The following is a 15,001-nucleotide window of genomic DNA, read 5'->3' as shown; positions in this document are numbered from 1 at the left end:
TTCATGCCCCCACAGCGGGGCTGCCGCCCCGAGACCTGACGGGCGTCTTATATATCGCCGGAGGTATTGTCAAGAGGGTTCTGCTCACCTCGGTGGGCGATTTTTATGGAGCGGGTTCCCGCCGGGCTCATGGACCTGGCTCCCGCCGGGTTCATGCATGGACCGGGTTCCCGCCGGTTTTTGTGAAGCGGGTCCAGCCGGGTTCCAGCCGGGTTCCAGCCGGGTTCCTGGACGAGAGACGAAACGGAGAGCACACGTGACGCGCAGCGTGTACGTGACCGGTATCGACCGCGGCGACGGCCGCCAGGTCGTCGAGCTGGGGGTCATGGAGCTGCTGACCCGGCAGGTCGACCGGGTGGGCGTGTTCCGTCCCCTTGTCCACGACGGCCCGGACCGCCTGTTCGAGCTGCTGCGGGCCCGGTACCGACTGTCCCAGGACCCGGCGACGGTCTACGGCATGGACTACCACGAGGCCTCCGCCCTCCAGGCCGAGCGCGGCGCCGACGAGCTGGTGTCGACGCTCGTCGACCGCTTCCACCGCGTCGCCCGGGACTACGACGTCGTCCTGGTCCTCGGCACCGACTACGCCGACACCCAGTTCCCGGACGAGCTGTCGCTCAACGCCCGGCTGGCGAACGAGTTCGGCGCGTCCGTGATCCCGGTGGTGGGCGGCCGGGGGCAGACCGCCGAATCGGTGCTCTCCGAGACCCGCAACGCCTACCGCGCCTACGAGGGCCTGGGCTGCGACGTCCTCGCCATGGTCACCAACCGGGTCGCCCGGGACGACCGGGACAAGATCGCCGAGCAGCTCGACTCGCGGCTCCCCGTCCCCTGCTACGTCCTGCCCGACGAGCCCGCCCTGTCCGCGCCGACCGTCGCCCAGATCGCGCACGCCCTCGGCGCCAGGGTCGTCCTCGGCGACGACTCGGGGCTGGCCCGGGACGCGCTGGACTTCGTCTTCGGCGGCGCGATGCTGCCGAACTTCCTGGGTGCCCTGACCCCGGGCTGCCTGGTCGTCACCCCCGGCGACCGCGCGGACCTGGTCGTCGGCTCGCTGGCCGCGCACAGCGCCGGCACCCCACCGATCGCCGGCGTCCTTCTCACCCTGAACGAGGTCCCGGGCGACGACATCCTCACCCTCGCCGCCCGCCTCGCCCCCGGCACCCCGGTCCTGTCGGTACCCGGCAACAGCTTCCCCACCGCCGCCGAACTCTTCTCCCTGGAGGGGAAGCTGAACGCGGCCACCCCGCGCAAGGCGGAGACCGCCCTCGGCCTCTTCGAGCGGTACGTCGACACCGCGGGCCTCAACCGGCGGGTGTCCGCGCCGAGCAGCGACCGACTCACCCCGATGATGTTCGAGCACAAGCTCCTGGAGCAGGCCCGCTCGGACAAGCGGTGCGTCGTGCTGCCCGAGGGCACCGAGCCGCGCGTCCTGCACGCGGCCGAGGTCCTGCTGCGCCGCGGGGTGTGCGATCTCACTCTCCTCGGCCCGGTCGACCAGATCCGCAAGAAGGCCGCCGACCTGGGGATCGACCTGGGCGAGGCCCGGCTGATCGACCCGGCCACCAGCGAGCTGCGGGACGCCTTCGCCGAGCAGTACGCGGCCCTGCGCGCCCACAAGGGCGTCACCGTGGAACTGGCGTACGACGTCGTCTCCGACGTGAACTACTTCGGCACCTTGATGGTCCAGGAGGGCCTCGCCGACGGCATGGTGTCGGGCTCGGTGCACTCCACGGCCGCGACCATCCGGCCCGCCTTCGAGATCATCAAGACCAAGCCGGACGCCGACATCGTGTCGTCCGTCTTCTTCATGTGCCTCGCCGACAAGGTCCTCGTCTACGGCGACTGCGCGGTCAACCCCGACCCGAACGCCGAGCAGCTCGCCGACATCGCGATCCAGTCGGCGTCCACCGCCGAGCAGTTCGGCGTGGAGCCGCGGATCGCGATGCTGTCGTACTCGACGGGTACGTCCGGCTCGGGCGCCGATGTCGACAAGGTGCGGGAGGCGACCGAGCTGGTGCGCTCGCGGCGCCCCGACCTGAAGATCGAGGGGCCGATCCAGTACGACGCCGCCGTGGAGCCGTCGGTCGCCGCGACCAAACTGCCGGGCTCCGAAGTCGCCGGTCAGGCCAGCGTGTTGATCTTCCCGGACCTCAACACGGGCAACAACACCTACAAGGCCGTGCAGCGCTCGGCCGGCGCGATCGCCGTCGGCCCGGTGCTGCAGGGTCTGCGCAAGCCGGTCAACGACCTGTCCCGGGGCGCGCTCGTCCAGGACATCGTCAACACCGTCGCCATCACGGCCATCCAGGCCCAGACCCAGGCCGCGGCCCAGTCCTCGTCCCCCTCCCCCTCCCCCTCCCAGTCCCAGTCCCAGTCCCCAGCACTGTCTCCGATCGAGAAGGCCGCCACCCAGTGAGCTCCCACCCGTCGCCCACCACCACCCCATCCGGCGGGCTGCGCTCGGCCCCCCTTCCCTCCCGCGTCCTCGTCCTCAACTCCGGTTCCTCGTCGGTGAAGTACCAGCTGCTCGACATGCGCGACAGCAGCCGGCTGGCCGTGGGGCTCGTGGAGCGCATCGGTGAAGAGACCTCCCGGCTCAAGCACACGCCTCTCGCGCTCGGCGGGGAGTCCCGTGAGCGGACCGGCCCGATCGCCGATCACGAGGCCGCTCTGAAGGCCGTAGCGGAAGAGCTGGCCAAGGACGGGCTCGGGCTGGACTCGCCGGAGCTGGCCGCGATCGGCCACCGGGTGGTGCACGGCGGAAAGTTGTTCACCGAGCCGACGGTCGTCGACGACACCGTGCTCGCCGAGATCGAGCGGCTGATCCCGGTCGCCCCGCTGCACAACCCGGCCAACCTCACCGGCATCCGCACCGCCCAGGCGCTGCGCCCGGACCTGCCCCAGGTCGCCGTCTTCGACACCGCCTTCCACACCACGATGCCGGAGTCGGCCGCCCGCTACGCGATCGACGTGAAGACCGCCGACGAGCACCGGATCCGGCGGTACGGCTTCCACGGGACCTCGCACGCGTACGTGTCCCGCGCGACGGCCGAGCTGCTGGGCAAGGCGCCCGAGGACGTCAACGTGATCGTGCTGCACCTCGGCAACGGGGCGTCCGCCTCCGCCGTACGGGGCGGGAAGTGCGTGGACACCTCCATGGGGCTGACACCCTTGGAGGGGCTCGTGATGGGTACGCGCTCCGGAGACATGGACCCGGCCGTCATCTTCCATTTGATGCGCGTTGGCAAAATGTCCACGGACGAGATCGACACTCTTCTCAACAAGAAGAGCGGATTGATCGGTCTGTGCGGGGACAACGACATGCGGGAGATCCGCCGCCGGGTCGATGCGGGTGACCAACAAGCCCAGCTCGCCTTCGACATCTACATTCACCGGTTGAAGAAGTACATAGGCGCCTATTACGCCGTGCTCGGCCGGGTGGACGCGGTCGCATTCACGGCGGGCGTCGGGGAGAACGCGATCCCGGTGCGGGAAGCCGCGGTGGCGGGCCTGGAGGGGCTGGGCCTGGCGGTGGACGGCGCGCTCAACGCCGTACGCGGGGACGAGCCGCGACTGATCTCGCCCGCGGGCGCACGGGTGGCCGTCGCCGTGGTGCCGACCGACGAAGAACTGGAGATCGCCACACAGACCTACGCACTGGTCGGGCAGTAACAATATGCGGCTCCGCCGCGTGGCCGGCTGAGCAATACACGGCGGTAACACGCCTGAGCGCAGTGCCGCCCATTTGTTCTTCCGACTGCTCTTCCGCGTGTTCTTCCCCTGCCCTCCCGCTGCTCTTCCACCTGCACTTCCACTTCCACTTGCACTTCCACCAGGCGGAATATTCCGTGGCGAAACAAACCGATAGGATCGCTCCATGCGTCGTTCGAAAATCGTCTGTACTCTCGGCCCCGCGGTCGACTCCCATGAACAACTCGTGTCGCTGATCGAAGCCGGCATGAATGTGGCCCGCTTCAACTTCAGCCACGGCTCGCACGCCGAGCACCAGGGGCGGTACGACCGCGTCCGTGCCGCCGCCAAGGAGACCGGCCGGGCCATCGGTGTCCTCGCCGACCTGCAGGGCCCGAAGATCCGGCTGGAGACCTTCGCCGAGGGTCCGGTCGAGCTGGAGCGGGGTGACGAGTTCGTCATCACCACCGAGGACGTCGCCGGCGACAAGCAGATCTGCGGGACGACCTACAAGGGCCTGCCCGGTGACGTGGCCAAGGGCGACCAGATCCTCATCAACGACGGCAACGTCGAGCTGAAGGTCACCGAGGTCGAGGGCCCGAGGGTGAAGACGATCGTCATCGAGGGCGGCGTCGTCTCCGACCACAAGGGCATCAACCTGCCCGGCGCGGCCGTGAACGTGCCGGCGCTGTCCGAGAAGGACATAGAAGACCTGCGCTTCGCGCTGCGCATGGGCTGCGACCTGGTCGCCCTGTCCTTCGTCCGGGACGCCACGGACGTGGCCGACGTCCACAAGATCATGGACGAGGAGGGCCGCCGGGCCCCCGTCATCGCCAAGGTGGAGAAGCCGCAGGCGGTGGAGAACATGGAGGACGTCGTGATGGCGTTCGACGGTGTGATGGTCGCCCGTGGCGACCTGGCCGTCGAGTACCCGCTCGAGAAGGTCCCCATGGTGCAGAAGCGCCTGATCGAGCTGTGCCGGCGCAACGCCAAGCCGGTGATCGTGGCGACCCAGATGATGGAGTCGATGATCACCAACTCCCGTCCGACCCGCGCCGAGGCCTCCGACGTGGCCAACGCGATCCTGGACGGCGCGGACGCGGTCATGCTGTCGGCGGAGTCCTCGGTGGGCGCCTACCCGATCGAGACCGTGAAGACGATGTCGAAGATCGTCACCGCGGCCGAGCAGGAGCTGATGTCCAAGGGCCTGCAGCCGCTCGTCCCGGGCAAGAAGCCCCGCACCCAGGGCGGTTCCGTCGCCCGCGCCGCCTGCGAGATCGCCGACTTCCTCGGCGGCCGCGGCCTGGTGGCCTTCACCCAGTCCGGCGACACCGCCCGCCGCCTCTCGCGCTACCGCGCGGTCCAGCCGATCATCGCGTTCACCACCGACGAGGCCACCCGCAACCAGCTGGCACTCAGCTGGGGCGTCGAGTCCCACGTCGTGCCGTTCGTGAACAGCACCGACGAGATGGTCGACCTGGTCGACCAGGAGATCGCCAAGCTCAACCGCTTCAACCCCGGCGACATCTGCATCATCACCGCCGGCTCACCCCCCGGCGTCGCCGGCACGACCAACATGCTGCGGGTGCACCACCTGGGCGGCGCCAACTGATCGCCCCGTAAAGGTTCTTGTATGACGCTGAGGGCGCCCCCTGCGACTGGTGGGGGCGCCCTCAGCGCTTCCCGGGCTCAGCCCACGTTGCCCCAGTCCACCGGGTAGTCCGGGGGCCAGGGCTTGGGCCAGTCGAACAGGGACTCCCGGTCGACCACCAACTCGTACTCGGCCTCACGCCATCCCGGGGACCCTGATCGCCCAGTACAGCTACAGGACCGCGGACGGCGACTACGAGCTCGCCGACCACAGCCACAAGATCGGCACCATCACGGCGTACTGTGAGCGGGTTGCTCGCAACAAGTGCCCCGATGCGGTGAACAAGACATGACGACTCCACTCACCGGCGGCAGTCAGGAGCCCTCGCCGATGCAGCGGTGGGATAACGAAGGGCTGGCCCGGCTGCAAACCGCTCTCGTCCGGGGCATGCTCCGGTTCACGGCGGCACCCCTGGGTGATGGCCCTGTCGTCCGGGGCGTGCTTCCCATCCCGACGAAACGAGGCGTAGGGAGAGTGGCCGTCTGGGACGGCCACGACATCGGGACCTCGGTGGCCTACGACCTGCCTCTGGTGGACCACCACGGCGACAACATCCCCGCCTCCGCACTGGCAGCGGCTCTGCGGCAGGCCGTACGGCAGGCGTCCGACGATCCACGGAACGCAGCGGGCCACGACCGTGAGGGGCACGGCATCCCCGTCGTGGCCGCGGAGAACGTGGAGCGGCTCTTGCAGGACGGTCCGGAGTTCGACCTCACGGACGCTCTCCACGCGGCAGCCGCAGGAATCACCCCGTCCGGGGGTCACGAGCGCGCCGGGAAGCTGTACCTGCTCGGCTTCCTCCTCCTCGACCAGCACAGCGCGCGTCTCTACGTGACCGGCGAGGGGCTGTCCGACACGGTCGGCCTCGACGTGTCACTTCGCGACGAAGAAGGAGCCGTGACCGTGGGCATCACGGGCCTGGCCGCTGCCCTGCCCTCACTCATCGCCGGCGACCAGTTGCAGTACAACCCCTCGGACGCCGTGGACCCCTATTGCTCGGAAGTATTCGACCTGACCCACTGGTAGCGCTCGGGCCGTCCTGTCCGGGCTCACAGGCGGTCGTCGGAATGGATTCCCTTCTCGAACCTGGCTCGCCGGTGCGGTATCCCAACTGGCGAGTTTCTTGACGGTCTGGGTGTGGCGCCATTCGGACAGCAAACCAAGGGCGCGGAGCCGGTAGGCCAGGGCCATGGCGGAGACGCCCCACCGACGCTTGGCACTGAGGATCCGCTCCACCGAGGCGTCGTTCAGGCGCTGGGCGACGACGCCTGCCCGGGGCATGAGGAAAGCGGAGACGAAAGCGTTGGCCTCTGGCTCTCGCCGCGTTCTACGGCGTAAACATGCTGACGCCGAAGGACTGCGGGATCTCGGAGTGGGTGATCAAGGCGCAGTTGGAGCAGTTTGGCTGCGGAGCGCGTGCGGCTCACTGCCGGCCGACCGGAAAGGGCCACTCCCGGAGGAGTGGCCCTTTCCCGTGGCTGCGCTGCTCAGACGCCGATCGTTATCTTCTCGATCGCCCTGCTGAGCTCGTCGCCTTCCACGAGTTGGGAAAGATGAACAGTCGCCTTCACCGTGGGAATGCTGTAGCGCGGCGGCGCCACCGGTGGGCGCAGCCCCTCAACGGTCGACGGGACTACAGGTTCAGCAGCCTGCCGGGCCTCGGGCGACAACTGCCCCCAGGTGACTGCGCCGGAGAAGTCGAGATCGTATCTCTCGAGAACTTCCACAGCCATCCCGGGAACTTCGTCGAGCCGGTGCATATGAATGGCCAGCCACCGGCACACCCAGTCGGCTTCACCGTCGAAGGTGACCTCCACCAATCCGAAATCGACCCGAAGGAATCGATTCGGCTTCCGCCCGTGGAATTGACGCACGCCAACTCCGAGCCGTTTCTCCACGTCAGCCAGCGGAGATCCGGCGCCAACGCCGAGGAACGTGCCCGTCACCAAGGCTCGGGAAAGCTCGTCCGCAGCACTCATTTCCTCACCCTATCGCCTTCAAATTCTTGATGAGCCAGGCCATCTCCGCGGCCTTGTTGACGGCCATACCCCAGTTACCGCCCTTCGACAGGGGGGTGTTCATGATGTTCATCGCTTCGGTCGCCTTGGCGATGAAGTCGGCACGCAGAGCAGGATCCGACTTGATGGCATCGAGGGTGGCATCGATCTCCTCCTGCGTGGCGAGGCCCGCCTTCACTTTGATGCCCTCGCCACCGATCCCGCCCTTGTGGTCCGGGTAGACGCGCACTTCCCTGCCGTTCTTCAGGTTGATGTGGGCTCCCTTCGTACCCCAGTCCTGGTCCACCATCGAGACCCACTTGATGCCGCAGAACTTCTTGCTGCCCGCGGCCAGCAGAGCCGCGGGAAGGCCCGCCGGCCGGACGGTCGCGGCACCGTTCGCAGCGCGATGGACGGCACTGCTCACCGAGCCCTGGACGGCCTTGCTGCTCGATGGCGTGACCTCATCGATGACGCATTCCGCCGCCTTGTACTTCTCGATGACCTTACGGAGCCACTGCAGCGTCTTCGTCGCGGTGCGCGACTGTTCGAAGAACTTGCCGATACCCGACATCACCCGGTAGATGGCCTTGGACACCGCGGGCAGCTTGCCGACGACGACGAGCAACGACGCCGCGTCGACCAGCGACCACAGGCAACTCTCGATGTCGAAGGAACCGAGGCAGCGCCGGACGTTGTTCACGCCCAGCACCTCAAGCAGGATGTCGGCGCCGTTTTCCTTGACCCAGTCGATCACGTCCTTGGACGCCAGTGCCTTGGCCCTGCGGAACTCGTCAACGCAGTCCTGGCCGCACTGGGCAAGGAGGATCGCTTCCTCGTCCGCTGTGAGGTCGCCGCCCACATCGACGGTGCCGGCCTCGGCTCGCGCGGCCTGCTCGGCTTGAAGCCGCTCCCGCTCCTCCGCCTCGGCGCGGGTGGCGGCCGCGTCCGCCTCCTTCGCCGAGTTCTCCGCGTTGGACGCCGCCTTCTCGGCGTCGACCGCGTTCGACTCGGCGTCGGTGGCGGCTCGGTCCGCCGCGGAAGCGTCGGACTCGGCCGCGGAAGCCGCGGCGCGGGCGCCGGCGGCGTCCTTCTCCGCCTCCGTGGCGGAGTTGTCGGCCTGGGCGGCCGCCGATTCGGCGTCGTTCGCGGCGAAGTTGGCGTAGAAGGCGTCGGTGCCCGCCTGTTCGTCGTACTTCTGGGCGTTCGCGTCGGCCTTTTTAGCGGCTGCCGCGTCGGTCGCCGCAGCGGCGGCCGAAGCGTTCGCCGCCGCAGCGGAGTTGACCGCCTGCACCGCGTAGTCCGCGGCGTCGGCCGCCGCCTGGAGGGCGATCTTCGCGTCGCCGGCGGCCTTGTCGGCGAGTGCCTTGGCCTGCGCCGCCGCCTTCTTCGCCTCGTCCGACTTGGCCTTGGCCGCGTTGGCCTGCTGCTCGGCGAGGGTCTTGGAGGTCTGCCCGATCAGGACCGCGTACGCCGCCGAGGAGTCGCTCTCGATGTACGGGGAGCCGATGGTGATCGCCTCGTCGGCGGCCTTGGTCACCGCGGTCGCGGCGTCCCGTGCGGCCTGCGCGTACTGCGCCGTGGCGGCGGCGTAACCGGCGGTCTTCGCCGACCACTCGGCCGTCTTCGCGGCCTCGGCCACCGCCGCGGTGGCCTCCTTGCGTGCGGTGATCGCCGCGGCCTGGGCCTTCTTGGCCTCGGCGTCCGCCTTCTTGGCGTTCTCCTTCGCCGACGCCGCGGCGTCGATCGCCTCGGCCGCCGCGGCGTGCGCGGTGGCCGCGGCCGCGTGCGTCTTCGTGTACGCCGACTGCGCCGCCTCGGCGGCGGACCGGGACCGTTTGGCCGCGCCGTCCGCACGGGTCGCCGCCGCGCGGGCGTTCACCGCTGCCGTGGTCGCCTCATTGGCCGCGCTGCGGGCCCGGGTCGCCGCGCCCGCCGCCTCGTTGGCGGCGGAGCGTGCCTCCGTAGCCGCCTGCCGGGTCTCGGCCGCGGCCTCGGTGCCCTCGGCCGCCGCGGCGGCGGACTCCAGGGCGGCCGCCCGGGACGCGGTGGCGTTCTTCTCCTGCTCGGCCTTCACCGCCTGGTCGCGTGACGTGAACGCGCGCGCCTCGGCGTCCTCGGCCACCGCCAGCTTCTCCGCCGCCGTCGAGCCTGCCGTCTCCGCGTCCGTACGGGCCTGGCGGGCGTTGTCCTGCTCGCCCCGCGCCCGTTCCTCGGCCGCGCCGGCTTTCGCCCGCTCGCTCGCCGCGGTGTCCCGCTCCCGCTCGGCGGTGGCCTTCTCGGCCTCCGCGATCCCGCGCTGCCGCTTCGCCTCGGCCGCCTGGGTCTTGGCGGTCTGCTCCGCCTTCTCGGCGGTCGCGCGGGCGTTCTTCGCGGTGGTGGCGTTGGCCGCGGCCTCCGCGGCCAGCTTGGCGGCGGACTCAGCCGCGGCCTTGGCCTGCGCCTTCGCCTCCAGCGCCGCCGTCTTGCGGAACTCCGTGTTCAGCGCGTGCGTCTGGGTCTTCGCCAGCGCCAGCAGCGTCTGGGAGTCCGCCACGGTGGCCTTCGCCGCGTTCGACGCCGTCAGCGTGGCCTTCGCCGCCGCCAGGGTGGCCGCGGCCGATGCCTTGGCAACCTGCACCGACTGCTGCGCGTACAGCAGGCCACGACCACGCGGCAGCCGCGCGGCGTCGGCGATCGTCCACGCCTTCGTCTGCTGGGTGCCCGCCGTGTCCGCGGCCGTCTTGGCCCGGGTGGCCGCCGCGTCCGCCAGGGTCACCTGCGCGGCGGCTGCCGCCTTCGCCGCGTTCAGACCCGCCGTCGCCTTGGTGAACTCGGCCTTCGTCGGGTAGTCGATGGCGTCCTTGTGGGCAGCCCAGTACTTCTGCCAGTACAGGATCTGGTCCGCCTGCCAGGCCTGCCGGACCGCCTCGATCATCGTGTTCGTGGCGACCCGCGTCTCCTTCGCCGCGGCGGCCTCGGCGGTGACGATCGCCATGCGCTGCTCGGCCTGGCCGGCGTACTCCGCCTCCCACTCCGAGTAGGCCTGAAGGACCGGGCCGGTCAGCACCCGGTAGTGGTCGATCGGGTTGGCGCTGTCACAGGCCGCCCAGGCCGTCTTCAGCGCCTCGACCTCCGTGCGGAACTCCAGCGACTCCGGCTCGGGGGCCTTGGTCGGGAAACCGCCGAACCGCAGGAACGTCGCGACGTCGTTCGCCGACGAGTAGCCCAGGTTGGTTGTGTCGAGCAGTTCCCGCCCGGCGACGTTCTTGTACGCGGCGGCCCACCCGTCGTCGCCGGTGTCGAACGCGTCGAGCACCTTCCGGGCCTGGTCCAGCGAGGCCTGGCCCGGCCTCGGCGTCGGGTTCTCTGTCGCCTTGTTGTACAGATCCTGCTGGGTGCCGAGGGTGAAGGCGACGATGTCCTTGCCGAACTCGGGCGCCCAGTAGTCCCGGCCGCCGGAGGAATTCACCGCGGCATAGGGCTTGTTGGCGGTGTTCAGTTTGTCCTGGCGGTCCCGGAAGACCTTCAGGTCGGCGATGCCCGCGTCGTCGTCGCGCTGGGCGGCCTGGCCCCACTCGAAGCCGAGGCGGTCCGGACTTACGAACTCGCGCAGGTCGGCGTCCGTTCCGGTGAGCTTCGCGGCCGCGGCCGACTTCAGCTCGGGGCCGCCGTAGTGTACGGCCCGCCCCCCTTGGCAGCGGTCCTTGCGTGCCTGCGCGCCCAGGCTGATGCGCAGGGTGCGCAAGTACGGATCGGACGGGTTGTCTCCCGGTTCGTCAGCGCTCGCGGGGGCGGCGGAGACGAGTCCGCCGAGCAGCGCCGAGGCGGTCGCGAGTGCGACGGCCACGAAGCCCTTCTGTAAACGTCTTGCCTGGGATCTTTTTCGTGTGGTTCGCACGTCGATGCCTGCCTGGGTGGTCGGTCCGGATGGTCGGTCTCGTCCACACGGGAAGAAGGCACGACGAATCGCCGGCGGTGCCCGGTCGGCGGTCATGCCGACAGGCCCGTCGCGCAGGAAAATGCCAGGAAGTAGAGAGATCCCCGTCCATGCCGCGTGCGGTCAACACGCGCGCCCCCGCGCCCCCTCCCCAGGGGACCGCATCATCATGGCAGCGGGAAAGCCTTTACGGAACCCTTACTTCGCCCTTGTGTTCGACATCTCCTCCGTCTCACGCGCCCCGTTGGTGCGCGAACCGGTGCACGAACCGGTACACGAAGAAGAGCGTCGACCATCTCGCCGCCCCCACGCACGACCGTGCCCCGCCGGATCAACGCCCGGCGGGGCACGGTCTCTTGCGGCTCCCGGAAAAGTTCGTGGAGGGTGACACTCAGTCGGTGATGTACTGGCGCATCCCGGGGACGGTCAGCGTGCCGCCGAACTGGCCGGCCTGCGTGACCTTCGCGTTGGTGAAGTAGATCAGCGGGATGTTCAGCGGCGGCGGGTGCTCCGGGTCGAAGGTGATCGGAAGCAGGCCGAGCAGGTTCCCGGAGATGCTCTCCGTGTACATCACCGTGTCGCCGTCGGTGATGGTGGACTTCGTGCCCTTGCCGGCCTGGACGTGGTACGTCTTGCCGGACTGCTTGTCACGCACGGTCTGATGCAGGTCGCCGATGTCGGTCCCGCCGGAGATGACGTACTTCAGGACCTTCTTGACCTTGCCGCTCGCGGTCCGCACCTCGACGACGCCCTTGTAGTCGGCACCCTTCAGCGTCAGCGAGCTGGCGTCGAGGTACCAGGGGTCGTCGGGCAGCAAGACGGAATTGTCGACGTCGCCGACGGCATCGGTGGCGACCGGGCAGTCCTCGGCATCCGTCGCCGTCGTGGAACTCGCGGACGGGCTGGGCGAGGAGGTGGCCTTCCCGGCGGCGTCCTCGGCGGCTTGGGCGGCCTTCTCGACGGCCTTGGTGGTGTCCTTGGCGGCCTTGGAAGCGGTGTCCGTCGCCCCCTTCACGGTGTCGTCCACCGTGTCGGTGAGCTTCTTGGTGGTGTCCTTGAGGGCGTCCGACGTGTCCTTGCCGGAGCCCGCCGAACCGTCCGAACGGGCCGATCCGGCCGCCGGGCTCTGCGAGGCGGACGGAGTGGCCGACGGCGTCGGGCTCGCGCTCCCGGTCGCCTTGGAACCGCCGGTGAAGACGCCGGTGATGGCGTCGCCGATGTCCTCCAGCAGGTTCCCGTCGCTCTTGGAGGGCGCCGGGGACGCGGTGTCGCTCCCCTTGCCCGTCGAGGCGGAGCCGCCGGTTGTGGGCGTCGGCGTGGGATCGGCCTTGTCACCGGAACCTGAACCCGACGAAGAGGAGTCACCGGAGGAACCCGAACCGCCCGGAGAGGCGGAGGGTTTGGGCGTGGCCGTGCCGCCCTTGCCCGGAGAACCCGAAGAACCCGAGGAGTCGGAGGAGCCCTTGGAGGCTTCCCCGGACGGGTCCTTCGACTCGTCGCTCGCGGACGGTGACGGGCTGGCCGACGGCGAGGCGCCGTCCTCCAGTGCCGCCATGCAAGCCTTGTACTCGTCGGCCGTCAGGCTCCTGGACGCCGGCTGGTCGTCGGCGAGGGCGAGCGTCGGTGTGAACCCCATCCCCATGAGGACGGCCGTCGGCATCGCCGCCAGGGCTATCGCCTTGCCCGCGGGCACGTGGATCCTGGTGAACAGCGGCTTCTTGGGTGCCGCGTGGCGCGGCCCGGATCTCGCACGGGAAGCTTCCACTTCAGTCCCGTGGGTCACCTCGTCAGCCGGCACTGTGCCTCCCGTTCGCCCCGTTGACCGGGCTCGTTCCTGACAGATGGTTCGGCTCGCCCACCGGGTTCACGGGCCGCAGCAGTGCGGTGTCGTAGTCCGTGGCCTCGGGCACGCCGCCCTCACCTGTCGTGTCCTGCTTGGCCGGCTCGTCCGCGGGCGCTACGCCCGGAACCCACGCCACTGCCATCGCCCCGCCGATCAACGCGAAGAGGAAGCCGACGATGAAGCCGCCGAAGTTGGAGACGGGGAGGGACACCAGCCCGAGCAGGATCGCCGCGACACCCGCGAACGTGCGTACGTGCTTCTGGAACCAGAGGGTGATGCCAAGGACGACGAGCAGCACGCCGATGATCAGAGAACCGGCGCCCGCCGTGGTGGCCATGGCGATGGTCAGGCCACCGAGCTTGATGTGCGCATACGGGAAGTACATGATCGGAAAGCCGCTGATCATGACGAACAGCCCCGCCCAGAACGGGCGGGTGCCCCGCCAGGCGCGGAACTGCTGCCTCCGGCGGGCGAACTGGCCGGGCGCGGCAGGACTCTCGGCGCTCATGGAAAACAGCTCCCTGGTGCGGCGTTGCTCTTGGTGAGGGTGTAACGCGATGGAGATTGTGGGCGGATGTGAAGGCGTGGACGGAGGGATGGCGGGCGGGGGACCGTAACGGCTCCCCCGCCCGTCACTGAGCGCCTAGTAGCACTCGATTCCCTTGCCGCTGCCCATGGTCAGCCCCATGTGGAGGTTGGCGAGCTTGAAGGTGCCGGCCGTGGTGGCCCACGCCGTCTGCTCCACATTGCTCAAGACGGCCTTGTCGGCCTGCTGAGCGAACCCGAACGCGCTGGCCCTCTCATCGCTCTTGGGCTTCGGGATGTTGTCGCCGCCGCTCCCGGCTGCGACGCCGATGTTGATGTTGCTGAACTCGGCCTGCGTAGAGTCGAGTTGGGCGACATCGATGTAGATCTGGTCGGCCACTACATCCGTGCCCTTGTCACCCGCGGTCAGCTTCAGGGTGACCGACTTGTTCAGGAACGGAATCGGGGTGACCACGGACTGGCACATGTCGGTGATGGTGGCGTGGCGGAACGCCGAAACCGACACCGGGTGGTTCTCGTCCTCACCCTTAAGACTCTTGCCCGAGTCTATGGAGCCGTACTGATTCATGTCGTAGCCGACGAGCTTGCCGGCCTTTACCTTGAACTCCTGCCCCGACACACTGAACGACGCGGCGAGCGCGCCCTGTGCGAGAGCGACACCTATCGCGGCCGTAGCGGCGACGCTGGGCACCATCACCACAGCGAACCGCTTCCATCTTGTCCCGCCACGCACCTGGGACTCCATATTTCCTCCTTCTCGGACGTACATCCCCTGGCCCTGGCTGCCCCTGTCAGGTCGACAACTCAGCCGGGCAGGGATGGGAGAAGTGCTACGTCCTCGGGAAGGAGAGCGCCTGCACTCGGAGGCGCGAATCGCACCCGAATCACCGGCGATCACCCCCGAGCGACAACCACTGGTCGCGCCTGACACGCATCACGCACAACCTTGCTGGACAGGCTCCGCCGAGTGGACGAAGACCCCCCTGCCCGAGAGCCGGCGCCACTGCCGCCGGCTCTGCTCGGTGGGGACCCTGAGTTCCCGTCGACCCAACCGGCTGCCGGGGTACGGGAATGGACCGAGCGTCGCCGATCGTGGTGCATTCTCGCCGTCGACACAAGGGGGTTCGTTACTCGCTAGTAACGGGCGGATAACCGAACAACGACCCGCTGGCCTCGGTCGGCGACGCTGGGTGGCATCCAAGGGCTGAACAAAACCATTGATCATCGGACAGAATCCGACAGATCAACGGCCATGCCTTACTGGAAGTAACAGCGGTCGCGATTACCAAGTTTTGGTAAAGCGCGACCGCATCCGCCGTCTGTCGGCCAATCTTTCACGCGGGCATCACATG

Annotated in this window: 9 protein-coding genes; 4 read left to right on the top strand and 5 right to left on the bottom strand. The window is 69.0% G+C overall.

Annotation, left to right across the window (positions count from 1 at the left end):
• The first annotated feature begins 256 nt into the window (after positions 1-256).
• The 4 genes from pta to M2271_RS26705 all read left to right on the top strand — a co-directional run bounded on the left by pta (position 257) and on the right by M2271_RS26705 (position 6,370).
• Entirely contained in the window at positions 257-2,419 is a 2,163-nt protein-coding gene (pta, locus tag M2271_RS26720; protein WP_280889875.1) for a phosphate acetyltransferase, read from the top strand.
• Positions 2,420-2,457: 38 nt separating this feature from the next.
• A complete protein-coding gene (locus M2271_RS26715) occupies positions 2,458-3,675 on the top strand; it encodes an acetate kinase (protein WP_280889896.1) in 1,218 nt (405 codons plus the stop codon).
• A 205-nt stretch (positions 3,676-3,880) separates the two neighbouring features.
• Entirely contained in the window at positions 3,881-5,305 is a 1,425-nt protein-coding gene (pyk, locus tag M2271_RS26710) for a pyruvate kinase (protein WP_280889874.1), read from the top strand.
• Between the two features lie 513 nt (positions 5,306-5,818).
• Entirely contained in the window at positions 5,819-6,370 is a 552-nt protein-coding gene (locus M2271_RS26705) for a hypothetical protein (protein ID WP_280889873.1), read from the top strand.
• 461 nt (positions 6,371-6,831) lie between these two features.
• Here M2271_RS26705 and M2271_RS26700 read toward each other — a convergent pair whose 3' ends face one another.
• The 5 genes from M2271_RS26700 to M2271_RS26680 all read right to left on the bottom strand — a co-directional run bounded on the left by M2271_RS26700 (position 6,832) and on the right by M2271_RS26680 (position 14,394).
• Entirely contained in the window at positions 6,832-7,323 is a 492-nt protein-coding gene (locus M2271_RS26700; protein WP_280889872.1) for a hypothetical protein, read from the bottom strand.
• 4 nt (positions 7,324-7,327) lie between these two features.
• Positions 7,328-11,170 carry a hypothetical protein gene (locus tag M2271_RS26695; protein ID WP_280889871.1) on the bottom strand — a complete coding sequence of 1,281 codons (3,843 nt, stop codon included), beginning with the start codon at positions 11,168-11,170 and terminating at the stop codon, positions 7,328-7,330.
• 481 nt (positions 11,171-11,651) lie between these two features.
• Entirely contained in the window at positions 11,652-13,058 is a 1,407-nt protein-coding gene (locus M2271_RS26690; RefSeq protein ID WP_280889870.1) for a hypothetical protein, read from the bottom strand.
• Positions 13,048-13,611, bottom strand: a complete 564-nt coding sequence (locus M2271_RS26685; protein WP_280889869.1) for a DUF6114 domain-containing protein — start codon at positions 13,609-13,611, stop codon at positions 13,048-13,050. Before M2271_RS26685 ends, M2271_RS26690 begins: the two co-directional genes overlap by 11 nt.
• A gap of 135 nt (positions 13,612-13,746) precedes the next feature.
• Positions 13,747-14,394, bottom strand: coding sequence for a DUF6230 family protein (locus tag M2271_RS26680; RefSeq protein WP_280889868.1), 648 nt, complete (start codon positions 14,392-14,394; stop codon positions 13,747-13,749).
• Positions 14,395-15,001 lie beyond the last annotated feature (607 nt).

This window comes from Streptomyces sp. LBL (genome assembly GCF_029893585.1).
Taxonomy (GTDB): domain Bacteria; phylum Actinomycetota; class Actinomycetes; order Streptomycetales; family Streptomycetaceae; genus Streptomyces.
This window is presented reverse-complemented; position numbering and strand designations above follow the sequence as displayed.